Origin of the sequence: Achromobacter sp. ACM04, from assembly GCF_014851465.1 — a bacterium.
Lineage (GTDB): Bacteria > Pseudomonadota > Gammaproteobacteria > Burkholderiales > Burkholderiaceae_B > Achromobacter > Achromobacter aegrifaciens.
Genome location: NZ_JACUZS010000001.1, coordinates 838964 through 859886, shown reverse-complemented (window position 1 = coordinate 859886; position 20923 = coordinate 838964). Strand labels below are relative to the sequence as shown.

General features: G+C 67.5%; 19 protein-coding genes. 6 read left to right on the top strand and 13 right to left on the bottom strand.

Going from position 1 to position 20923, the window contains the following annotated elements; translation table 11 throughout:
• Positions 1–141: 141 nt before the first annotated feature.
• A complete protein-coding gene (locus IB259_RS04075; protein ID WP_054454681.1) occupies positions 142–1044 on the top strand; it encodes a dihydrodipicolinate synthase family protein in 903 nt (300 codons plus the stop codon).
• A gap of 16 nt (positions 1045–1060) precedes the next feature.
• Entirely contained in the window at positions 1061–2026 is a 966-nt protein-coding gene (locus IB259_RS04070) for a tripartite tricarboxylate transporter substrate binding protein (RefSeq protein WP_192327639.1), read from the top strand.
• 64 nt (positions 2027–2090) lie between these two features.
• On the opposite strand, the gene IB259_RS04065 is transcribed toward IB259_RS04070, so the two are convergent.
• Genes IB259_RS04065 through araD form a run of 3 tightly spaced genes read right to left on the bottom strand, consistent with a single transcriptional unit; the run spans position 2091 to position 5635 of the window.
• Positions 2091–3080, bottom strand: coding sequence for a tripartite tricarboxylate transporter substrate binding protein (locus IB259_RS04065; protein ID WP_054454691.1), 990 nt, complete (start codon positions 3078–3080; stop codon positions 2091–2093).
• A 58-nt stretch (positions 3081–3138) separates the two neighbouring features.
• Complete coding sequence (locus IB259_RS04060; protein ID WP_192328851.1) at positions 3139–3849, bottom strand: ribonuclease activity regulator RraA; 711 nt, start codon at positions 3847–3849, stop codon at positions 3139–3141.
• A 55-nt stretch (positions 3850–3904) separates the two neighbouring features.
• Positions 3905–5635 carry an L-arabinonate dehydratase gene (gene araD, locus IB259_RS04055; RefSeq protein ID WP_175160679.1) on the bottom strand — a complete coding sequence of 577 codons (1731 nt, stop codon included), beginning with the start codon at positions 5633–5635 and terminating at the stop codon, positions 3905–3907.
• A 123-nt stretch (positions 5636–5758) separates the two neighbouring features.
• Here araD and IB259_RS04050 point away from each other — a divergent pair, with 123 nt between their 5' ends.
• Positions 5759–6448: a GntR family transcriptional regulator gene (locus IB259_RS04050; protein ID WP_054454703.1), complete on the top strand. Its 690-nt coding sequence runs from the start codon at positions 5759–5761 to the stop codon at positions 6446–6448.
• Between the two features lie 119 nt (positions 6449–6567).
• Positions 6568–7032 (top strand): surface-adhesin E family protein, encoded by a 465-nt coding sequence (locus IB259_RS04045; protein WP_054454705.1) that lies wholly within the window; start codon positions 6568–6570, stop codon positions 7030–7032.
• Between the two features lie 29 nt (positions 7033–7061).
• Here the strand turns inward: IB259_RS04045 and IB259_RS04040 are convergent, their stop codons facing one another.
• From IB259_RS04040 to IB259_RS04025, 4 genes are all read right to left on the bottom strand, one after another.
• Positions 7062–8174, bottom strand: coding sequence for an acyl-CoA dehydrogenase family protein (locus IB259_RS04040; protein ID WP_175180864.1), 1113 nt, complete (start codon positions 8172–8174; stop codon positions 7062–7064).
• A gap of 123 nt (positions 8175–8297) precedes the next feature.
• On the bottom strand, positions 8298–9125 hold the full coding sequence (locus IB259_RS04035; RefSeq protein WP_225596772.1) for an alpha/beta fold hydrolase: 828 nt from the start codon (positions 9123–9125) through the stop codon (positions 8298–8300).
• A gap of 3 nt (positions 9126–9128) precedes the next feature.
• Positions 9129–10424 (bottom strand): O-acetylhomoserine aminocarboxypropyltransferase/cysteine synthase family protein, encoded by a 1296-nt coding sequence (locus IB259_RS04030; RefSeq protein WP_119451164.1) that lies wholly within the window; start codon positions 10422–10424, stop codon positions 9129–9131.
• 37 nt (positions 10425–10461) lie between these two features.
• Entirely contained in the window at positions 10462–11601 is a 1140-nt protein-coding gene (locus IB259_RS04025) for an aminotransferase class V-fold PLP-dependent enzyme (protein WP_054454713.1), read from the bottom strand.
• A 168-nt stretch (positions 11602–11769) separates the two neighbouring features.
• On the opposite strand from IB259_RS04025, the gene IB259_RS04020 reads away from it, so the two are divergent.
• The gene (locus IB259_RS04020) at positions 11770–12792 is read left to right on the top strand and encodes an amino acid ABC transporter substrate-binding protein (protein WP_082401032.1); all 1023 of its coding nucleotides are present in this window, start codon (positions 11770–11772) and stop codon (positions 12790–12792) included.
• Between the two features lie 25 nt (positions 12793–12817).
• Positions 12818–14980: an ABC transporter permease subunit gene (locus IB259_RS04015; protein WP_192327636.1), complete on the top strand. Its 2163-nt coding sequence runs from the start codon at positions 12818–12820 to the stop codon at positions 14978–14980.
• Between the two features lie 35 nt (positions 14981–15015).
• On the opposite strand, the gene IB259_RS04010 is transcribed toward IB259_RS04015, so the two are convergent.
• From IB259_RS04010 to IB259_RS03985, 6 genes are all read right to left on the bottom strand, one after another.
• Positions 15016–15732, bottom strand: coding sequence for an SDR family oxidoreductase (locus IB259_RS04010; protein WP_192327632.1), 717 nt, complete (start codon positions 15730–15732; stop codon positions 15016–15018).
• A 122-nt stretch (positions 15733–15854) separates the two neighbouring features.
• A complete protein-coding gene (locus IB259_RS04005; RefSeq protein WP_192327629.1) occupies positions 15855–16277 on the bottom strand; it encodes an SCP2 domain-containing protein in 423 nt (140 codons plus the stop codon).
• Entirely contained in the window at positions 16274–17167 is an 894-nt protein-coding gene (locus IB259_RS04000) for a U32 family peptidase (RefSeq protein WP_175181062.1), read from the bottom strand. Before IB259_RS04000 ends, IB259_RS04005 begins: the two co-directional genes overlap by 4 nt.
• Positions 17164–18180 (bottom strand): peptidase U32 family protein, encoded by a 1017-nt coding sequence (locus tag IB259_RS03995; RefSeq protein ID WP_192327626.1) that lies wholly within the window; start codon positions 18178–18180, stop codon positions 17164–17166. The genes IB259_RS04000 and IB259_RS03995 overlap by 4 nt, the downstream gene beginning before the upstream one ends.
• Before the next feature lie 78 nt (positions 18181–18258).
• Positions 18259–18930 carry a response regulator transcription factor gene (locus IB259_RS03990; RefSeq protein WP_088140396.1) on the bottom strand — a complete coding sequence of 224 codons (672 nt, stop codon included), beginning with the start codon at positions 18928–18930 and terminating at the stop codon, positions 18259–18261.
• An 11-nt stretch (positions 18931–18941) separates the two neighbouring features.
• Positions 18942–20879: a type IV pili methyl-accepting chemotaxis transducer N-terminal domain-containing protein gene (locus IB259_RS03985; protein WP_054454726.1), complete on the bottom strand. Its 1938-nt coding sequence runs from the start codon at positions 20877–20879 to the stop codon at positions 18942–18944.
• Between the last annotated feature and the right edge of the window lie 44 nt (positions 20880–20923).

Sequence of the window (20923 nt, the reverse complement as noted above, 5' to 3'; positions counted from 1 at the left end):
CCAGTTCAAGCCGGCGCCCCCAAGGGCGACGGACCGAGGCCCGAGCCTCGTTTTTTTAAGCCCCATATTTTTGGATCCAATATCCAATAACCACTATCCAACCGGATTGCACCGGATGGATCACGCATCAGGAGCCGCAGCATGAGCATTCAATGGCAAGGCGTATTTCCCGCCGTCACCACCAAGCTGAAACCCGATTTTTCGCTGGATCTGGAGGCCATCCGCCAGGGACTGGAACGGCTGATCGAGAACGGCGTGGGCGGCGTCGTGATGATGGGCATGGTGGGCGAAAACGCCCAGCTCTCGCCCGAAGAAAAGCTGCAGGTGCTGCGCACCGCCGTCGACACCGTGCGCGGCCGTGTGCCGGTGATTTCCGGCGTGGCGGAAACCGGCACCGCCCGCGCCGCGGCCTTCGCGCAGGAAGCCGAGCGCATCGGCGTGAATGGCCTGATGGTGTTCCCCGGCCTGACCTACAAGTCCGACGGCCGCGAGACCGTGGCCTTCTATCGCGAGGTGGCGCGCGCCAGCGCCCTGCCCATCCTGCTCTACAACAATCCGCGCGGCTACGGCGTGGACCTGACCCCGGACCTGGTGGCCGAATTGCTGGAAGAGCCGACCATCGTCGCCATCAAGGAAGAGTCCTACGACACCACCCGCGTGACCGACCTGATCACGCGCTTCGGCGACCGTCTTGCCGTGGTCTGCGGCGTGGATGACCTGATCCTGGAAAGCGCCGCGCTGGGCGTGACGGCCTGGGTGTCGGGTATGGCCAACGCCGTGCCCCGCGCCTCGGTCGACCTGCTGAAACTGGCCGTCGAGGGCGATTTCGTGCGGGCCCGCAAGCTTTACGCCGCGTTGACGCCGCTGTTCCACCTGGACACGGTGGTCAAGCTGGTGCAGCACATCAAGCTGGCCGAGCACCTGATCACCGGCAGCGCCGAAACCGTCAAGCCGCCGCGCCTGGACCTGGCCGGGGCCGAACGCGAACGCACCATCGCCATCACCAAACAGACGCTCGCGGATCTTTCCGCCCTGGGCTACTAATACCGGAGCCGCCACCATGCGCCCATACCGCCTGTCCGCGCTGGCCTTCAGCGCCCTGTCCGCAGTTTCCGTCCTGTCCGCCGCGCACGCCGCGGACTACCCCGCCCGCTCGATGGAACTGGTGGTCGCCTACCAGCCCGGCGGCGGCAGCGACAACACCGCGCGCGCCATCGCCGAGGCGGTGCGCCCGCCCATGCTGGCGCAGCCCACGGTGGTGATCAACAAGCCGGGCGCCAGCGGCTCCATCGGCTGGGCCTACGTGGCCAACGCGCAGCCCGACGGCTACCGGCTGGTGCTGATGACGCCTGAAATGCTGGTGGTGCCCCTGATGGGCATAGGCAAGACCACGGTCGGCGACTTCCAGCCCATCGCCCGCTTCACCGACGATCCCTCGTCGGTCACGGTACGCGCCGATGCGCCCTGGAAGACGGTGGAGGAATTCCTGGCGGACGCCAAGAAGAATCCCGAACGCGTCGCCGTGTCCAACGCCGGAATCGGCACGGTGCCGCACATGGCGGCGGCGGCGCTGGGCGAACAGGCTGGCGTGAAGTTCGTGCACGTGCCCTACCAGGGCTCGGCCCCGGCCATCATGGGTCTCCTGGCGGGCGACGTGCAGGCCACCACGGTTGCCTACGCCGAACTGCAGCAGCACGTGGAAACCGGCAAGCTGCGCACCCTGGCGGTCATGGCGCCCAAGCGCCTGGACAACCTGCCCTCCGTCCCGACCATGAAGGAAAAAGGCGCGGACCTGCAATTCAGCGTCTGGCGCGGCATCGGCCTGCCCAAGGCCACGCCCGCGGACGCGGTTGAAAAATGGCGCACCGCGGCCCGCCAAGTCGCGCAATCGCAGGACTTCCAGGCGCTGATGCGCAAGCAGAACCTGACGCCCTCCTATGCCGACCAGCCGCAATTCACGGCCGACGTGGCGCGCCAGGAAGAGGCGTTCAAGGCGCTGGTGCCGAAGCTGAACTTGAAGCCCTGATGGTGACATCCTGAGCGGCGGCGGGGACGGCGCCGATATGCCGTCCCCCCTTTGCCCGATCCGCTTACTCGACCGTCGCGCCCGACTTCTTCACCACTTCCGCCCAGCGCGGGATCTCCGTCGCCATCAGGTCGCGCAGCTGTTCGGGCGTGCTGCCGACCAGTTCCATGCCCATGGTCTTGCCCAGCTTCTCCTGCACGTCCGGCTCTTTCAGGATCACCGCGATTTCCTGCGACAGCTTGTCGAGAATGGGCTTGGGCGTGCCCTTGGGCGCGTACACCGCCTGCCAGGACGCCATCTGGAAGCCCGGCACGCCGGCCTCCTGCATGGTCGGCACCTCCGGCGCCAAGGCGATGCGGTCCTTGGTGGTCACGGCCAGGAGCTTGAGCTTGCCGGTCTGCAGCAGGGGCAAGGCCGCCGTCATCTGGTCGAACATGAAGGTCACCGCGCCCGAGGACACGTCGACCATGGCGGGCGGCGTGCCCTTGTACGGCACGTGCGTGAGCGGCACCCCTATCATGCTGGAGAACAGTTCGCCCGCCAGGTGCGTGGAGGTGCCGGCGCCCGAGGACGCGAAGGTGCGCTTGGAAGGGTCGCGTTTCAACAGCGCGATCAGGTCGGCCACGGAATTCACGCCCAGGTTCGGATCCACCAGCAATACGTTGGGCAGGTAGGCGATCAGCGAGACCGGCTCGAAATCCTTGACCGGGTCGTACTTCAGGTTCTTGTACAGGCTGGCGTTGATGGCATGCGTGCTGATGGTGCCGCCGAACAGGGTGTAGCCATCCGGCGGCGCCTTGGCCACATAGGTCGCGCCGATGCCGCCCGCGGCACCGGGCTTGTTCTCGACGATGACGTTCTGGTGCAGGCGGTCGCCCAGCTTCTGGGCCAGCACCCGGCCCACCACGTCGGTCGAGCCGCCCACGGTGAACGGCACCACATAGGAAATCGGCTTCTGCGCGGGCCAGTCGGCGGCCTGCGCGGGCGCCGCCAACGTGCCCAGCATGGCGGCGGCCAGCAGCGCGGCCAGCGCGCCGCGTCGTTGCGTGTTCATGGTTGTCTCCTGCCTCTTGTTTGGCTTGTAGGGTTGCCGGCTGCGCCGGCGGCAAGGCTCAGCGGCCCTGTTGCTTGCGCCATGCGGCGAACTTGTCCTTGGTGGCGGGATCCGTGGGCGGATACAGCCCCAGGATGGACGCGCCCTGCTGCACCTCGCTGGTCACGAAGTCCTCGAAGGCCGTCATTTCCACGGCCTCGACCGCGATCTCGTCGGCCAGATGGGCGGGGATCACCACCACGCCCTCGCGGTCACCCACGACGATGTCGCCCGGCCACACCGCCACGTCGCCGCAGCCGATGGGTGCGTTGATATCCAAGGCCTGGTGCAGGGTCAGGTTGGTGGGCGCCGAAGGCCGCTGGTGATAGGCGGCAAAGCCCAGTTCGGCAATCTCGGGCGAATCGCGAAAGCCGCCGTCCGTCACCACGCCAGCCACGCCGCGCTTCATCAGCCGCGTCACCAGGATGGAACCGGCGGAAGCCGCGCGCGCGTCCTTGCGGCTGTCCATGACCAGCACCGCGCCTTCAGGGCAGGTCTCGACTGCAACGCGCTGCGGATGGGCGCGGTCCTCGAACACCTTGATGGTGTTCAGGTCCTCGCGCGCGGGGATGTAGCGCAGGGTGAACGCCGGGCCGACCATATTGGGCAGCGTGGCGTTCAGTGGACGCACGTCCTGGATGAACTGGTTGCGCAGGCCGCGCTTGAACAAGGCCGTGCACAGGGTGGCGGTGCTGACGCCGGCCAGGCGGGCGCGGGTTTCGGGATTCATTTGGGACACGATGGCTCCGTATTCTGAAGACGGTGGGATGGGCGCGGATGACGCTTTAAAAGATCTCGGGTTCGGGCACGGGCGCGCCGAAAGCGGTTTCCAGGAAATCGAAATCGCAGCCGTCGTTGGCTTGCAGGATGTGCTTCGAGTACATCCAGCCGTAGCCGCGCTCGTAGCGCCGGGGCGGCGGCGTCCAGGCGGCGCGGCGCGCGGCCAGTTCTTCGTCGCTGACGTTCAGGTGGATGCTGCGCGCGGGCACGTCGACGGTGATCAGGTCGCCCGTCTTCACCAGGGCCAGCGGGCCCCCGATATAGCTTTCCGGCGCCACGTGCAGGATGCAGGCGCCGTAGCTGGTGCCGCTCATGCGGGCGTCGGACAGGCGCAGCATGTCGCGCACGCCCTGCTTCACCAGCTTGGTCGGAATGGGCAGCATGCCCCACTCCGGCATGCCGGGACCGCCCTGGGGTCCGGCATTGCGCAGGATCATGATGTGGTCGGCCGTGACGTCCAGGTTCTCGTCGTCCACCGCGGCCTTCATGCTGGGGTAGTCGTCGAACACCAGGGCCGGGCCGGTGTGGCGCAGGTACTGCGGCGCGCAGGCGCTGGGCTTGATGACGCAGCCGTCCGGCGCGATATTGCCGCGCAGCACGGCCAGCGCGCCTTCGTCGTAGATGGCCTGGTCCAGCGGGCGGATCACGTCGTCGTTGTAGACCTCGGCGCCGGCGATGTTCTCGCCCAGGGTCTTGCCGGTGACTGTCATGGCGGACGGATCCAGATGATCCTGCAGCCGCGACATCAGCGCCGGCAGCCCGCCCGCGTAGAAGAAGTCTTCCATCAGATAGGTGTCACCGCTGGGCCGGATGTTGGCGATCACCGGGACCTTGCGGCTGGCGGCGTCGAAGTCGTCCAGGCCCACGGCGCAGCCGGCGCGGCGCGACATGGCGACCAGGTGCACGATGGCATTGGTGGAGCAGCCCATGGCCATCGCCACGTTGATGGCGTTCTTGAAGGAGGCCAGGCTCAGGATGCGCTGCGGCGTCAGGTCCTCCCAGACCATCTCCACCACGCGCCGGCCGCATTCGGCCGACATGCGCATATGGTTGACGTCCGCCGCCGGGATCGAGGAGGCGCCCGGAAGCGTCATGCCTATGGCTTCGGCGATGGCGGTCATGGTGCTGGCCGTGCCCATGGTCATGCAGGTGCCGTAGCTGCGGGCGATGCCACCCTCGACCTCGGTCCATTGCTCCTGCGTGATCTTGCCGGCGCGGCGCTCGTCCCAGAGCTTCCAGGCATCCGACCCGGACCCTAGGATCTTGCCCTTCCAGTTGCCGCGCAGCATGGGGCCGGCGGGCACGTAGACGCAAGGCAGCCCGGCGCTGACCGCGCCCATGATGAGACCCGGCGTGGTCTTGTCGCAGCCGCCCATGAGCACCGCGCCGTCGACCGGATGGCTGCGCAGCAGCTCTTCGGTCTCCATGGCCAGGAAGTTGCGGTACAGCATGGTGGTCGGCTTGACGAAGGATTCCGATACCGAAATCGCGGGCAGCTCCACCGGAAACCCGCCCGCCTGGAACACGCCGCGCTTGACGTCCTCGACGCGCTGCTTGAAGTGGCTGTGGCAGGGATTAAGGTCCGACCAGGTGTTGATGATGGCGATGACCGGGCGGCCCGCCCAGTCGTCGGGGCCATAGCCCATCTGCATCATGCGGGAGCGGTGGCCGAAGGAACGCAGGTCGTCCCGGGCCATCCAGGCGGCGCTGCGCAGGCTTTCGTAGGAGCGTTTCATAGGGGTGAGGCGGTCTTTCGCAATGTTGACCGGGCCATTTAAACACTAATACATTAGTGCGTCAGCTAGGTAAAAACCCGCTAAACTCCGTTACTCTTCAGGCCCAACTCCGCACGCGACCCGATGCAAAGCACCAAGCTCAGACTGGACCGTTCGCGCCACGCCGCGCCCCAGGTCTTCGAACATCTACGCGAACAGATCGTGTCCCTGGAACTGGCTCCGGGCACGCCCCTGTCGCGCATCACGCTGGCGGAAACCTACGGCCTGAGCCAGACCCCGATCCGCGACGCGCTGATGCGGCTGGCCGAGGAAGCGCTGGTCGAGATCTATCCGCAGCACACCACGGTGGTCAGCCGCATCGATGTGGACGCCGCCCGCGAGGCGCATTTCCTGCGCCGCTCGCTGGAGCTCGAGATCGTGCAGATGCTGGCGCAGCGCCCGGATCCGCAGCTCTTCCAGCGCCTGCAGGCCAGCATCGACCTGCAGCGCGCCAGCCACGCCAGCAGCCAGTACCAGCGCTTCATCGACGCCGACCAGGCCTTCCACCGCGACATGCACGAAGCCGCCGGCGTGACCCGGCTGTGGGAACTGGCGCAACGCTACAGCGGCCACCTGGACCGCTTGCGCCGCCTGCACCTGCCCGAGGCCGGCAAGGCCGAGCGCATCCTGGACGACCACCAGCGCCTGCTGGACGCCATCGTCGCGCAGAACCCGCAGCGCGCCCAGCAGGTGCTGCGGGAACACCTTTCGGGCACCCTCAGCCAAGTAGCCGAGATCTGCAGGCGCTATCCGGAATATGTGTTGACGGCTTAGGCCCCGCCGCCCCTCGGACGTATTCGCTCCGCGCGCACGCGCCCTGCCCGGTATGATCAGGTACACGCCATGGCCACAAGCCTGGCGCCGGCGCGCCGCGCCACCACCGGAAAACACCAATGACCGCAAGGCACGCATTCCTGATCGCCCTGGCCGTGACCGCCTGGGTCCACCCCGCGCAGGCCGCGCCGCCCGGCGACATGCCGTCCGCCGCAGCAGCCTGGCTGCCGTTGGACCCCCAAGCCATGCCTGGCGTGTTCTACGACAGCGCGTCGATCAAGGTGGTATCGGAGCGCCCGGCCGTGATGGCCGTGAACGTAGCCTGGTTCTACGCCCAGCCCAAGATTTCCGCCGCCAACGGGCAACCCTACCGCTCCGTGATCCAGCCGGTCACCATGAACTGCACCGCCGGCACCTATACCGTCAGCCAGGTCGTGCACCATGCGGGCGAGAACGCCACCGGCCCCATCGTCGAGTCCCTGCCTCCGCCCGGCATCCGCAACGCGCCAATCGCGCAAGACCCCGTGCAGCGCAAGCTGCGCGAGATTGTCTGCCCGGTCAATGGCAAAGGCATACGGCGATAAGACCCGGCCGTCGCGGCCTCGCCGCGCCGCTATCCACCCGCTTCGGCCGCCAGCCGCGCCTGGCGCTTGGCCAGCTCCGTCTTCAATTGCACCAGGCTGGGCGTGACGATGGGCAGGAATGCCGCTTCCCGCCAGCGCCGCGCAAAGCCTGCGCCAGCCGGCCGCAGATAGGCCGCGCCGCCGCTGGCCTGCAGTTCCAGCTGCACCGCCTGCTGGGCCGCTTCGGCCAAGGCGATGCGGAGCTCGAACAGCCGCCAGGGCTGCGAGACGAAGCTCCCGCTGCGCACCCCATCGATCAAACCCGCCGTCAGCGCGTGCAACTGCGTCTCCAGCGCTTGCAGCGGCTGGCCCAGGATGCCGCGCGAGGCCAGGCCCTGCCCTGCCTGTTGCGCGGCGCGCAAAGCGCCCCGCGCCAGGCCGATGGACAGGCCGCATTGCATGCCCGCAAAGGCCGGCCTGGCCTGGGGCAGATACTCGCGCGCATCAGGATGGATGATCCATTCGGGACCCATGCGCACGCCGCGCAGGTCCAGCGCCGCGGTGTGGGTCGATTGCAGCGCCAACAAAGGCAGGTCCGGGCTGCGGGCAAGTCCCGCGATGCCATGCGGCAGCGCGACCACCGCCGGCGTTCCATCGGGCGCGGCAACAGCGGCGGCCACCAGGAAGCCCTGGGGCCGCAGATTGGTGACCCAGGGCATCCGGCCGTCCAGCACCCACGCGCCGTCCGCCTCGCGCGCGGCGATCTGCAGCGACTCGATGCCGCTCAGGAACTTCATGGCGTTCGACAGCGCGGTCGCACCGGCCTGCTCACCCTTCAGCAGCGGCGCCAGCCAGGCTTCCGCAAGAGCCTTGTTGGGGCTGCGCAGCAGATACTCGATGAAGACTCGCTGGCTCCAGGCCACGAAGGCCCCGGCAACAGAAAGCTCCGCCAATTGCGCGATCATTTCGATCGCGTCGCCGATATCCGTGTCTGGCAAGCCGCCCTGCGCCACGGGCACGCCATGGCGCAACACGTCGGCGGCAGCCAGTTGCGGCAACACTACCGCCGCGTCCATGCTGCCGTCGTCCAGCGCATCGGCATGCTGTCGCAGCCAGGCTTGCAGATCCGCGGGCAGCGCGGCGTGGACGGTCGGACGGGCCATGGAGGTCTCCTGCGGGTCGGCATCGGACGCGCGGGCACTGGCGGCCCGGCGCAATCCCGCATGATGCCCGCAAACTGCGATGCTCGGGCGACCGTATCAGCCGCCCATCCTGGCCGTGCCGGCTCAGGCCAGGCCCAGCAGCAGATCCGCCAGCAAGGCCGGATGCGTGATGTGGGCTTCGTGCGGCGCGGCGATGTCGACCCAGTTCCAGCCCGCTTGGGACTGCACCAGCTTGCGCGATTCATCCAGCACGGCCAGCTCGGGCTGGGTGCAATGGACATAGGTGCGGGCCACGCCATTGCCGATGGGGTTTTTCAGGTTCAGCGGCGTGGTGTAGCTGGCCAGCGGATGGGCGGTCAGGCGGCGCTTGACCCAATCATGGTCCGCGCTGCCCGGCGTGAATCCCCAGGCCGCCGGCAGCGGATCGGGAATCGGCACGGCCAGTCCATCGGTGGCCTTCGAGGCCGTGGCGATGCGCGCGTCGGCATCCGCCTTCGGATACACCGAGAATGCATTCTGGCCGCTTTGCAGCACGATGGCGTCGAAGTACACCAGATGCGCCAGCCGCTGCGGAATCCGTTCGGCCACGCCCGTGATGGGAATGCCGCCGAAGCTATGGCCCACCAGGATCACGTCCTTCAGTTCCTGGGTCTCGATGACCTGGACCAGGTCCTCGACAAAGGTGTCGATGGTGATGTTCTTGCTCAGCAGATGGGCGCGATCGCCCATGCCGGTGTAGCTGGGCGCGTACACGCGGTGGCCGGCCGCCAGCAGGCGGTCCGCCACCGGACGCCAGCACCAGCCGCCATGCCAGGAGCCGTGGGCCAGGACGTAGTTGCGGGCCTTTGCGGCCGGGGCAGCCGGGGCTGCCGCCCCGGCCGCTCCCGCGGCTGCCAGCGCGGGCAAGCCCGCGGCCAGCTTCAACAAGGTTCTGCGGGGAAGCATCGTCATGGCTTACACCTGCGCCAGCGCCTGATCCAGATCCGCCAGCAGGTCGTCGATATGCTCGATGCCGATCGACAGGCGCACGGTTTCCTCGCGCACGCCGGCTTTCTGCAGCTCTTCGGGATTGAGCTGGCGGTGCGTGGTGGATGCGGGGTGCGTGGCCAGCGACTTGGAGTCGCCGATATTGACCAGGCGGGTGAACAGCTGCAGTGCGTCCTGGAAGCGCGCGCCGGCCTCGCGGCCGCCCTTCACGCCGAAGGTGAAGAGCCCGGGCGCCTTGCCGCCCAGGTACTTCTGCGCCAGCGCGTGGTCGGGATGGTCCGGCAGGCCGGCGTAGTTGACCCACTCGACCTTCGGATGTTCACGCAGGTACTTGGCGATCTTGACGGTGTTCTCGACGATGCGGTCCACGCGCAGCGCCAGGGTCTCGATGCCTTGCAGGATCTGGAACGAGTTGAAGGGCGAGATCGCCGCGCCGGTATTGCGCAGCGGCACCACGCGGGCGCGGCCGATGTAGGCGGCCGGACCGAAGGCTTCGGTGTAGACCACGCCGTGGTAGCTGACGTCCGGCGTATTCAGGCGCTTGAAGCGCTCTTTATGCTCGGCCCACGGGAACTTGCCCGAGTCGATGATGGCGCCGCCCAGGCTGGTGCCGTGGCCGCCCAGGTACTTGGTCAGCGACTGCACCACGATGTCGGCGCCGTGCTCGATGGGACGCAGCAGGTACGGCGACGGCACGGTGTTGTCGACGATCAGCGGCAGGCCGTGGCGGTGCGCCAGGTCGGCCAAGGCGGCGATGTCGGTGATGTTGCCCAGCGGATTGCCCACGGATTCCGCGAAGATGGCCTTGGTGCGGTCGTCGATCTGGGCCTCGAAGGCGGCCAGGTCGGAAGGATTGGCGAAACGCGTAGTGATGCCGTATTGCGGCAGCGTGTGCGCGAACAGGTTGTAGGTGCCGCCGTACAGTGTGCTGGACGAGACGATGTTGTCGCCCGCCTCGGCGATGGTCAGGATGGCGTAGGTCACCGCGGCCTGGCCCGAGGCCAGCGCCAGCGCGGCGATGCCGCCCTCCAGGGCCGCCACGCGCTGCTCCAGCACGTCGGTGGTCGGGTTCATGATGCGGGTGTAGATATTGCCCGGCACCTTGAGGTCGAACAGGTCGGCGCCGTGCTGCGTGTCGTCGAACGCGTAGGCCACGGTCTGGTAGATGGGCACGGCCACGGCGCGCGTGGTCGGATCGGGGCGGTAGCCGCCATGCACGGCCACGGTTTCAAGCCGCCACTGGGGCTTCTTCGCTTCGGTCATCAGTATCTCCTGAAGTGTTGCTTATCAATGATTCTTCTCAGACGGGAAGCGTCCGCGCTGCGCGCAGTATGCGTTCCACGTCCGCATGATTGTTATAGGCGCCGACGGACAAGCGCACGTAACCATACTCCACTATGCTGGCCACGATCCCGGATTGTGTCAGATGCGCCAGCGCGGCCGCGGGATCCGGCACGCGCAGCGCCGTCGTCGTGCTGCGGAATTCCGGACCGGCCGGTGACACGACCTGCAGGCCCACTCCGCGCAAGCCCGTGCTCAGCGCTTCGGAAAGCTCCAGCACCCAGGGCTCGATACGTTCGGGCCGCGCGCCTTCGATCAGGTCCAGCGCGCCGGCCCAGCCCGCGATGCCCGGATAGTTCAGGTTGCCCGATTCGAGCCTGCGGGCGTCAGTAGCATCGGCGATGCCCACCTGCCATTGCAGTCCGGATTTATCCAGCGTGTTGACGCCGGAAGGTCCGATATACAGCGGATCCAGGGCTTCGAGCAGCCGGGGCGATACATGCAGCAGGCCCACGCCCAGCGGTCCAAGCATGCCCTTATGCGCGCCGCAAGCAAAGGCATCCACGCCCCATTCATCCACGTTGACGCGCAACAGCCCCGCGCCCTGAATCCCGTCGACGACCAGAAAGATGCCGCGTTCGGCGCAGCGCCGGCCCAGTTCGGCGATATCGGTGCGCAGGCCGGTGCCGTACTGCACCCAGGACACTGCAATCAGCCGCGTGCGCGCATCCACATGCTGCCAAAGGTCATCCACCGTGTAGCGATGCGAATTCGCCTGCGCCACGCGCACCTGGACGCCACGGCGCCGCAGGTTCAACCAGGGCAAGGCATTGGTGGGATGCTCCTGGTCGTCCACCACCAGGTTGTCGCCTTCCTGCCAGGCCAGCCCCTGCGCAACGATGTTCAACCCTTCGGTGGTGTTCTTGGTGAAAGCCAGGCGCTTGGCGTCGCCGCCGATCAGGCGGGCCAGCCGCAAGCGCAACGCATCTGCGTCCCGCAGCCACTGGGGCTTGTCGCTGCGTGCGTAGGTTATGCCTTGGAAAAATGCGCCGACCGCCTCGGCCACCTTGGGCGCCAGCGGGCTGGTGTAGGCAATGTTGGCGTAAGCCTGGTCTTGCGTGATCGGAAACAACTGCCTGAATTCGTCCTGCCAGCTCATGCGCCACCGCTCCGTCATTTCAACTTGGTATGCAGCGATTCTAGGTATATGACGCAGATTTGAGTAAGGCTTAGTTTTTATATCCATATGACCATATAGTCGCTCGCCGAACGTCATAGCACCCATAGAATTCCTGCCTTTCCGGACTGCATCAAACAAAGGAATGGCATGCGTTTGACTCAACAACTGAAGATCGCGGGCGTGGCGGCGATGCTGGCGCTGGCCGGCGCGGCTCATGCGGGCACGGTCGAGACCATCAAGAAACGCGGCGAACTGGTCTGCGGCGTGAGCCAGGGATCTGCCGGCTTGTCCATTGCCGACAAGCAAGGCCGTTGGACCGGCCTGGATGCGGACCTCTGCCGCGCGCTGGCCGCCGCCGTGCTCGGCGATCCGGAGAAGACGCGCTTCGTGCCGTTGAGTTCGCAGCAACGTTTTCCTGCGCTCCAGTCGGGCGAGATCGATGTGCTGAACCGCAACACCACGATTACCTCCAGCCGCGACGCCGGCTTGGGCATCGCGTCCGCCGGCATCGTGTTCTATGACGGCCAGGGCTTTCTGGTGCCGCGCAAGCTGGGTGTCAAGAGCGCGACAGAGCTCGAAGGCGCGCAGGTCTGCGTGCAGCCTGGTACGGTCAACGAGCAGAACCTGGTCGACTACTTCAAGAAGCACAAGCTGAGCTATCGTCCGGTCGTCATCGAGAATCTGGTCGAGCTCGAACAGGCCTTTTACGCAGGACGCTGCGACGTCTACCTGTCGGATGCGTCCACCCTGGCCGCCAGCCGCGCGGCGCGAGCCGGCCAGCCGGACGACTTCGTCATCCTGCCTGAACGCATCAACAAATCGCCGCTAGGCCCCTTCGTGCGGCAAGACGACGCCAACTGGGCCGCCATCGTCCGGTGGACCATCAACGCGCTGGTGGCGGCCGAGGAACTCGGCATCACCGCGCAGAACGCCGACAACCAGGCGCAAAGCAGCGATGCCCAGGTACGCCGCCTGCTGGGCGTGGACCCCGGCATAGGCAAGAGCTTCGGGCTGGACGAAGGCTGGGCCCGCAACGCCATCAAGGCCGTGGGCAACTATGGCGAAGTCTGGAACCGCAATCTGGGCGCCGCAACGCCGCTGAGGCTGGAGCGCGGCCTGAACGCGCAATGGAACCAGGGCGGGCTGCTGTACTCGCCGCCGTTCCAGTGATCCTGGCCCCGACTCTTTCTCGACCATGGCAGCGACCGCTCTCCGTTTTCCCTCCACCGGCCCGTGGCGACGCTGGCTGCCAGCGTTGGCGTGGACGCTCGCGCTGGGCGGCATGGCCGCGGTCCTGCTCTGGCACATCGAATCGGTGCAGACTGCACGCGGCATCCAAGGCGGCTTCGGATTCCTGTTCCAGCCCGCAGGCTTCCGCATTTCCGAAAGCCTGCTCGATATCACGCCAGAGGATCCCTACTGGATGTCGATAGCGGCCGGCCTGGTCAACACCTTGACCGTCGCCGCCGTGGCAATCCCGCTGGCGACGGCGCTGGGCCTGGGACTGGGCTTGTTGCGCATGTCGCGCAACCCGTTGGCCGCGCGTTGCGCCGCCGCCATCATCGCGCCCTTGCGCAATACGCCGGTCCTGCTGCAACTCTTCGTCTGGTACGGGCTGCTGCTGCGCCTGCCCGATCTGCGCCAGGCGTGGTCGCCGTTGCCGCACATGCTGCTGTCCAATCGCGGATTGGCTCTGCCAGCCGTGCACGGTTGGCTGCCCTACGCGGCCGTAACGGTGACCGCGCTGGCGCTGGGCGGCCTGGTCCGACGCCGCTGGGGCAATCCTGCGCTGTATGCCGCGCTGGCCGGCGCGCTGCTGGCGTGGGTCCTGTTGCCGCCCATGCGCATCGATATGCCGGTCAGGCGCGGCCTGGGACTGCAGGGCGGCTGGCAGCCCAGCATGGAATTCGCGGCGCTGACGATAGGCTTGGTGGTGTTCCATGCGGCCTACATCGCCGACATCGCACGCGCGGCCGTGCGCGCCGTGCCGGTTGGACTTGTGGAGGCCGGGCAGGCGCTAGGCTTGAAGCCCCGCAGCGTGCTGCGGCTGGTGATAGCACCCTATGCCGCCCGCGTGGCGCTGCCGCCGTATGCCAACCAGTGCCTGGCGCTGGTGAAGAACAGCACCCTGGCCATTGCCATCGGCTATCAGGAATTGATGGCGGTGATCAACACCGCCATCACGCAGACCGGCCTGGCGCTTGAGGGCATCGCGCTGGCCGTCACGGTCTATCTGGGCCTGGCGCTGGCGCTGGGCGGCGGATTGTCGGCATGGAACGCGCGCAATACCCGCCACGGCCCCGGCGACACGCATGGCGCGCGCCTGGGCGAGCGGCCTTCGTGGAACGCTGCGGGCGAACGCCGCAGTTGGCGTGGCGGGCTGTTATCGACCGCGTTGGCCGCTGTCCTGGGCTTGATCCTATGGCGGCTGCTGGAATGGGCCTTGCTCGGCGCGGTGTGGCGCGGCGACCCCGCAGCATGCGCGAACGCGGCGGGCGCATGCTGGGCCGCCGTGAGCGAGAACCTGCCAGTGCTGTTCTTCGGCACCATGGCCCAGGCCGACCGGGCGCCCGCGCTGGCCGCCTGCGCAGCCCTGCTCGCCGGAGTTGCGCTGGCGTTGACTGCTCCGCGTGTCCGTCCCGCGACGCGTGCGGCCCTGCTCGCCGTCCTGCTGGGCGCGGCCATCAGCGCGCTGTCCGGCTGGCCCTGGGGCGGCGCCGCCATCGGTCCGCAACGCTGGGGCGGGTTGCTCGTCACATTGGTTCTGGCCATCTCCGCCCTGCTGGCGGCCGTGCCGCTGGCTTTCGCGCTTGCGTTATTGCGCCGTAGCCACAACCGCGCCGCCTCGCTGGCTGCCGCCGGCCTGATCGAGGCCGTCCGCGGCGTGCCGCTGGTGACACAGCTGTTGTTCGCGTCCTTCGTGCTGCCCATGCTGCTGGGCGGCGGCGTGTCCAAGTTCGCCATGGCGCTGGCCGCCCTGACGCTGCACACCGCCTGCCTGCTGGCCGAGGTGCTGCGCGGCGCGCTGCAAGCCATACCGCCCGGCCAGATGATGGCGGCGCGCGCCCTGGGCATGCCTGCAGCAATGGCCTACGGTTCGGTGATCTGGCCGCAAGCCCGCCGCATTGCCGCGCCTGCCGCCCTGGGCATATTCGTGGGCGCGGTCAAGGACACTTCGCTGGTCAGCATCATCGGCGTGTTCGACGTGCTGGGCGCAGCAAAGGCGGTGGTGGCCGGCACCGATTGGCGGCCCTACCACGTCGAAGTCTACCTGGCCGTGGCCGCCTTGTACTTCGCCGCCAGCCTGGCCCTATCGCGCGTGGCCCGCGCCATGGAAGGCAAGCCCGGCCGCAGTTGAGGCCGGCATGACGCCGTTGGCGCGGTGGACCCGCTTCAGAAGCGCTCGTCCATCAGCGCCGCCATGACGATTTCCCGCACGAACGACGCATCGGACAGATTCAGCAGCGCGCGTGTCATCGTCACCACGTCGTGCACGGGTATCAGGCCGCCCTCTCCCCGCAGGCTGGCCGCGTCGCGCGGCACGCCCAAGCCGTCTTGCGTGTTCAAGTAGCCCAATTGCAGGCAGGTCACCGCCAGCCGCCGCGCTCTGAAGCTTTCGCGCAGGGCGTCCGCGATACCCCGCAGCGCGTGCTTGGACGCGCCGAACGTCACCTCGGGACGGCCGCTGCCGGCCAACGCGGAGGTCGAACCAGTGAGAATGACTTGCGGTTTGCGCGCACCGAGGACGCGCGGGATCAAGCGCTGGAGCAACAGGATGGTCGCGGTGACGTTGATGTCCACCATGCGCGCGATCTCCGCGGGCGAGTCCGCCAGGAAGTCGTAGTGTTCGCTGAATGCGTGCTCTTCCCACACGCCCAGGTTGTAGAGGATGGCATCGAGACCGTCCGGGGCCTGCGCCGCGATCTGCTCGACGGCGGCCACTGGCTGCGACAGATCGGCCTCGATCCAGCGCAGTTCGCAGCCGGGCGGGACAGTGATGTCTGGCGGCGCGCGGCGGGCCACGCCCACGATCAGCGTGGCATCCTGGCCCAGTCCTTCCACGAACGCCCTGCCCAGCCCCTTGCTGGCGCCCACCACCATGATCCGCATTGCTGCCTCCATCCGATCACGCCCGGGAAAGCGCCAAGCCCCCCCGCGGCAACGACGCCCTGTATAGCACGATCCCTTGCGGATTCAAGCAATGCCCGCAAGCGACGGCGGGCATTGCGCCGTCAACGCGCCGCGCCCTGCAGCCACGCCGGCCGTGGCGCCGCGTCCAGCCAGTTCTTGACGATCAGCCCCAGCTCCGTATCGCCGGAGATCCGCAGCCGGCGTTGGAAGAACAAGGTATCGGCGTCCGTTTCCGAGCGCATCAGGGCCATCAGATCGGCCAGCTTCGCGCCCAGTTCCAGTTCGGCGGCAGCGCCGTTCCATACCGGGCGAAAAGCGCCTTGTCGCACGGCGAAACTGCTGCGCAGGCCCAGGTCCTCGACCGTGATGCCGAAGCTGCGGCCCTCCAGTTCGGCCGGCGGTGTGAGCCATTTCAGCCGCCGCGCCAGTTCCAGTCCGGCGGTGAAGTGCAGCGAGACGAACGGCGCAGGCAGACGCCGCCCCAGCCTGGCGAGCACGCCCGGTACTTGAATCGCCGCGCTCATGCCACGGCCTCCAGCAGGTCGATGCCCGGCTTGCCATGGAAGTAGCCGTTGCAGCGGGCCATGCCGGCAGGCGGCCGCGCCTCCATCGGCGCCAGGCCGCGCCGCATCGCATCCAGCGCGGCGATCGCTTCCAGCGTGCCGGCCGATTGAGGACTCACCCGCAGCACCTCCACGCCCAGCGCGGCCAGCGCCGGCGCCTGCGACAGCAGGTCCAGGCAGGCTCCGGACTGCACCTGGATGCCGTTGATCGCCAGGAAATCGCTCGACTCCCGTGTGCGCATGTCCAGTCCGTCCGGATGTTCGATGCAGCGAAAGCCGCAGTCGTCCTTCTTCAAACGGAAATGACGCGCCGTGAAACAGCGTGCGGAGAACGCCAGCGCCATGCGGCCCCAGACCATGACTTCCGTCTCCAGACCGGCGGGTTTTTCCGCCATCAGAAGAGCCAGCGTCTTGCTGTCCATTTCCAGCGGTGCGACAAAACGCGCGGCGCCGCGTGCGGCCAGCCATTCCAGGGTGCCGCCGTGATAGGCGTTGACATGGGGCCCCGCCACGAAGGCGCGGCCGTTCAGGTGACGCACCGCGCCCAGCTCGCCGGCTTCGACCATGAAGTCGTCCTGCCCGCAGAGCTTCTTCAGCGCGCTGGCCTCGGCCCCGGTCTCGATCAGCGTGCGGCCCGACAGCACCACCGCCTTGCCCGCGGCGCGCAGGTCGCGCGCCAGCTCCATCCAGTCCTCTGCGCGCAGCTCGTGCCTGCGGCTACAGACGGTTTCGCCCACGTAGATGATGTCGGCGGGGCTGTCGGCCAGCGACGCGTAGAAATCCAGCGTGTGCTGGCGCGGCCAGTAATACTGCAACGGTGCGACCGATATCCGGTACGCGCTAGGTTTCATTTCCATGGACGTTCGAATGCGCCTTGCGTGACTTGGGAACCTTCGGAATGGCGCGCCAGCATGGCGTTCCATTCGGGACGGGGCGAAAAGCGGGAAGCGTCCGCATGCGCGCTGTCCAGCGCGGCGCGCAAGGTCGACACCACCTGGGTGACATAGGCCGGGCTGCGCTGCCGCCCTTCTATCTTGATGGCGGACACGCCCATCTCCGCCAGGCGCGGCAACAGGCCGATGGCGTTCAGGCTGGTGGGTTCCTCCAGCGCATGGTCGGCCTGGCCGTCGACGTCGAAGCGGCCCTTGCACAGGGTGGGATAGGCGGCGGGTTCGCCCGGCTCGTAACGGTCGATCAGGATGCCGTTCAGGCGTGCGTCCATGCGGCCGTTCTCTTCCGACCAGCGCACCGCATGCGCGGGCGAACAGACGCCCTTGTTATTGGGAGAATCGCCGGTGGCGTAGGACGACAACAGGCAGCGGCCTTCGGCCATGACGCACAGGCTGCCAAAGCCGAACACCTCGACCTCGAGGCTGACGTTGGCGCAGATGCGCGCGATCTCCGCCAGCGTCAGCACGCGCGGCAGCACCACGCGGCGGATGCCGAACTGTTCCTTCATCAGTTCGATGGCGTCCGTATGGGTGGCGGAACCCTGCACCGACAGGTGCAGGCGCAAGTCCGGATAGCGGTCACTGGCATAGGCCAGCAGCCCCGCATCGGCCATGATGACCGCATCGGCGCCCAGCCCGTAGGCGGCGTCGACGGCGGCGCGCCATTCGGGCGCCCGTCCGGCCTGCACAAAGGTATTGATGGCGAACAGCACCTGTCGTCCGCGGCTGTGGGCCAGTTCGACGCCCGCGCGGATATCGCTTTCGGTGAAGTTGAGTCCCGCGAAGTTGCGGGCATTGGTGGCGTTCTTGAGCCCGAGGTAGACGGTGTCGGCGCCGGCATCGATGGCGGCCTTCAGCGCGGCCAGGCTGCCGGCGGGGGCCACGAGCTCCAGGGGAGAGGTTCGAGTTTCCATGCCGGCCAGTCTATGGGGCCGTCACGCCCCTGGCCTTGTCGCAGATCAAACGGCCTATGCCGAACGCCGCATGCCGCCCTATTCTTCCGTGTACAGGCCGTGCTCGACCGCGTACACCGCGACCTGCACCCGGCTGGTGAGATTGAGTTTTTTCAAAACGTTCTGCACGTGGATCTTGACCGTGCTTTCGCTGACGTCCAGTTCGCGCGCAATGACCTTGTTGCTGGCGCCGCGCGCCAGCCATTGCACGATCTGGGTCTCGCGCGCGGTGAGGCGATGGCGCTCGCCGCTGCCCCCCGGCTGCGGCGCTTGCGCGGCCAGGCTGGCCTGTCCGCGGAACTGTTCGACCAGCTTGGCGGTCATGCTCTCGGCGATGACCGGCTCGCCGCCCGCCGCGCGGCGGATCGCGGCGGTCAGCGCCTCGGCATCGATGTTCTTGACCAGATAGCCGCGCGCGCCGTCGCGCAACGCCTGCCCCAGTTCGTCTGCCTCTTCCGACACCGTCAGGATGATGACCGCACAAGACGGCAACTCCTGCGTCAGCAGCTGCAGCGTTTCCAGCCCGGACAAGCCGGGCAGGTTGAGGTCCAGCAGCACCACGTCGGGCTTGAGTTCCTTGGCGCGTTTCAGGCCTTCGACGCCGTCGCCGGCCTCGGCCACGACCTCGAAGTCGGGTTGGCGTTGCAGCAGCAGGCGCACGCCCGAGCGGAACAGGGTGTGGTCGTCGACGAGGAGGATACGGATGGGCATGGTGGGAAAGTTCAAGCGGCCTGGCGTTCGCTGCCGGGCAAGGTCAGCGCGACGCGCGTGCCGGCGCCGGGCTGCGATTCAAGTTTTATCACGGCGCGCATGCGCGCGGCGCGTTCGCGCATGATGTGCAGGCCCACATGCGATTCGCCGCGCTCGGCCACCTCCGCGGGGTCATAGCCCTGGCCATCGTCGGCGATGACCAGGCTGAAGTCGCGGTCATTGGAGACGTCGATGCGCACGTGGCTGGCTTCCGAGTGCTTGCGCACGTTGGACAGCGCTTCCTGCAGGATGAAGAGCACCTGCAACTGCTCGTCAGGCGGCAGCGGCGCGCCCTCGCCCCGGCCGAAGCGCAGTTCGGTCTCGATGCCGGTCTGGCGGCGGAAGCGCGCCACCGTGTCTTCGATGCCGGCCTGCAGGTCGCCCTGTGACAGCTTGGTGCGGAAGTTGGTCAGCAGTTCGCGCACGTCCTGGTAGCTTTCGTCGACGCCAGTACGCAAGAGCGGCAGGATCTCGTCGATCTCCGCCTGGTCGCCGCGCTTGACGGCAGCGTCCAGCATCTGCAATTGCAGGTTCAGGAAGTTCAAGCCCTGCGCCAGGCTGTCGTGCAGCCCCTGCGCCACCAGCCCGCGTTCGCGCACCACCGCCAGTTGGCGCGCCTGCGCGCTCAGGCGGCGGTTGTCCAGGGCCACGCCCAGATGCTGGCCCAGCGTTTCCAGCAGCTGCGATTCTGCGGGCGACAGGCGGCGTTGCTGGCGGAAATGCAAGGAATACGAGCCCAGCACCTCGTCGCGCGTGACGATGCGGAACACGGCCACGCTGGCAAAGCCGTCGCGCTGGCAGTTCAGTTCCATGGCTGGCGGCGACTCGCGGAAATCCTGGATGACGATGACCCCGGCCTGGCGCGTGGCGACGCCGCAATAGCAGTCGTTAACGCGCATGCAATGCTCGGACTCGACCAGTTCGTCGGACAAGCCCACCGACACCATCAGGTTGAGCTTTTCGTTGTTGGGATCCAGCGCCCGGATGCTGCCGCCCTCGGCGTCGAACTGCAGCATCACGCGCCGCAGGAAGCCGTCGCACAGCGCTTCGATCTCGTTGGGCTGGTTCAGGAAGGCAGCCATGTCGTAAAGCGCGCCGATGTCGCGGTTCTGCGCGGCCAGTTGCGCGGTCTTTTCTTCGACGCGCCGCTCCAGGCCGGTGTACAGGTCCTGCAATTCATCGGCCATGCGGTTGTAGCCGCGCGCCAGCACGCCGAACTCGTCCTGGCTTTCCACCGGCAGCCGGGTGCTGAATTCCCTGGCCGCCATGCGCTGCAGGCCGTCGCGCAGGCGCAGCACCGGCGAGATGATCCAGAGATACAACAGATAGATCATCGCCAGCGTGCCGGCGCTGGCAATGGCCGCCAGCACGCCCTGCGACAGGCGCAGCGAGGTGGTCTTGCCGGCGTTGTCCTGTTCGATCATGCGCACCAGCGTGTCGGCCCGGGCCACGAATTCCGGCAGGGTCTCCAGATAGGTGGCGGCATCCGGCTGCGCCAGGGCGCGCGTGGCGGCCGGCTTCATGACGTCGTACCAGTAGGCGGCCACGTCATGCCATTGCTTGCGGATGGCTTCGTCGTTGGGAATGAACAGCGGGCGCGCAGGATTGCCGCGCGCCAGGCGGGCGATGGTGTCATCCATGAGCTGCACCTGCTCGTTGGTGCGGAACTCGCGCCCGGCCTGCGGCCGCATCAGCTCCACCGCCACCCGGTTGGCCCGCATGCGCAGGCTGCCCGTATCGTTGATGGCCGCGCCCGCGCCTTCCAGCTGCCAGGACAGCCACAGCGTCCAGCTGACCATGGACAGCACCACCACGAGCGCCACCAGGGAGCTGATGACGATGCGCGTGGACAGGCGATGCCAGGGCGAAGGCAGGCCGTCGGCTGGGGCGGCGGTATCGGTGGGCTTCATGGCTTTCAACGCGATCTTGCTGTAGGAATGCTGCGGCTTCCAGT

Excerpts from the sequence above, each read along its gene's own strand:
- IB259_RS03985 (WP_054454726.1), bottom strand. The coding sequence starts at position 20,879 with ATGAAGCCCACCGATACCGCCGCCCCAGCCGACGGCCTGCCTTCGCCC.
- IB259_RS04060 (WP_192328851.1), bottom strand. The coding sequence starts at position 3,849 with ATGAATCCCGAAACCCGCGCCCGCCTGGCCGGCGTCAGCACCGCCACC.
- IB259_RS03990 (WP_088140396.1), bottom strand. The coding sequence starts at position 18,930 with ATGCCCATCCGTATCCTCCTCGTCGACGACCACACCCTGTTCCGCTCG.
- IB259_RS04005 (WP_192327629.1), bottom strand. The coding sequence starts at position 16,277 with ATGAGCGCGGCGATTCAAGTACCGGGCGTGCTCGCCAGGCTGGGGCGG.
- IB259_RS04015 (WP_192327636.1), top strand. The coding sequence starts at position 12,818 with ATGGCAGCGACCGCTCTCCGTTTTCCCTCCACCGGCCCGTGGCGACGC.
- IB259_RS03995 (WP_192327626.1), bottom strand. The coding sequence starts at position 18,180 with ATGGAAACTCGAACCTCTCCCCTGGAGCTCGTGGCCCCCGCCGGCAGC.
- IB259_RS04000 (WP_175181062.1), bottom strand. The coding sequence starts at position 17,167 with ATGAAACCTAGCGCGTACCGGATATCGGTCGCACCGTTGCAGTATTAC.
- IB259_RS04020 (WP_082401032.1), top strand. The coding sequence starts at position 11,770 with ATGCGTTTGACTCAACAACTGAAGATCGCGGGCGTGGCGGCGATGCTG.
- IB259_RS04050 (WP_054454703.1), top strand. The coding sequence starts at position 5,759 with ATGCAAAGCACCAAGCTCAGACTGGACCGTTCGCGCCACGCCGCGCCC.
- araD (WP_175160679.1), bottom strand. The coding sequence starts at position 5,635 with ATGAAACGCTCCTACGAAAGCCTGCGCAGCGCCGCCTGGATGGCCCGG.
- IB259_RS04065 (WP_054454691.1), bottom strand. The coding sequence starts at position 3,080 with ATGAACACGCAACGACGCGGCGCGCTGGCCGCGCTGCTGGCCGCCGCC.
- IB259_RS04025 (WP_054454713.1), bottom strand. The coding sequence starts at position 11,601 with ATGAGCTGGCAGGACGAATTCAGGCAGTTGTTTCCGATCACGCAAGAC.
- IB259_RS04075 (WP_054454681.1), top strand. The coding sequence starts at position 142 with ATGAGCATTCAATGGCAAGGCGTATTTCCCGCCGTCACCACCAAGCTG.
- IB259_RS04040 (WP_175180864.1), bottom strand. The coding sequence starts at position 8,174 with ATGGCCCGTCCGACCGTCCACGCCGCGCTGCCCGCGGATCTGCAAGCC.
- IB259_RS04035 (WP_225596772.1), bottom strand. The coding sequence starts at position 9,125 with ATGACGATGCTTCCCCGCAGAACCTTGTTGAAGCTGGCCGCGGGCTTG.
- IB259_RS04070 (WP_192327639.1), top strand. The coding sequence starts at position 1,061 with ATGCGCCCATACCGCCTGTCCGCGCTGGCCTTCAGCGCCCTGTCCGCA.
- IB259_RS04030 (WP_119451164.1), bottom strand. The coding sequence starts at position 10,424 with ATGACCGAAGCGAAGAAGCCCCAGTGGCGGCTTGAAACCGTGGCCGTG.
- IB259_RS04045 (WP_054454705.1), top strand. The coding sequence starts at position 6,568 with ATGACCGCAAGGCACGCATTCCTGATCGCCCTGGCCGTGACCGCCTGG.
- IB259_RS04010 (WP_192327632.1), bottom strand. The coding sequence starts at position 15,732 with ATGCGGATCATGGTGGTGGGCGCCAGCAAGGGGCTGGGCAGGGCGTTC.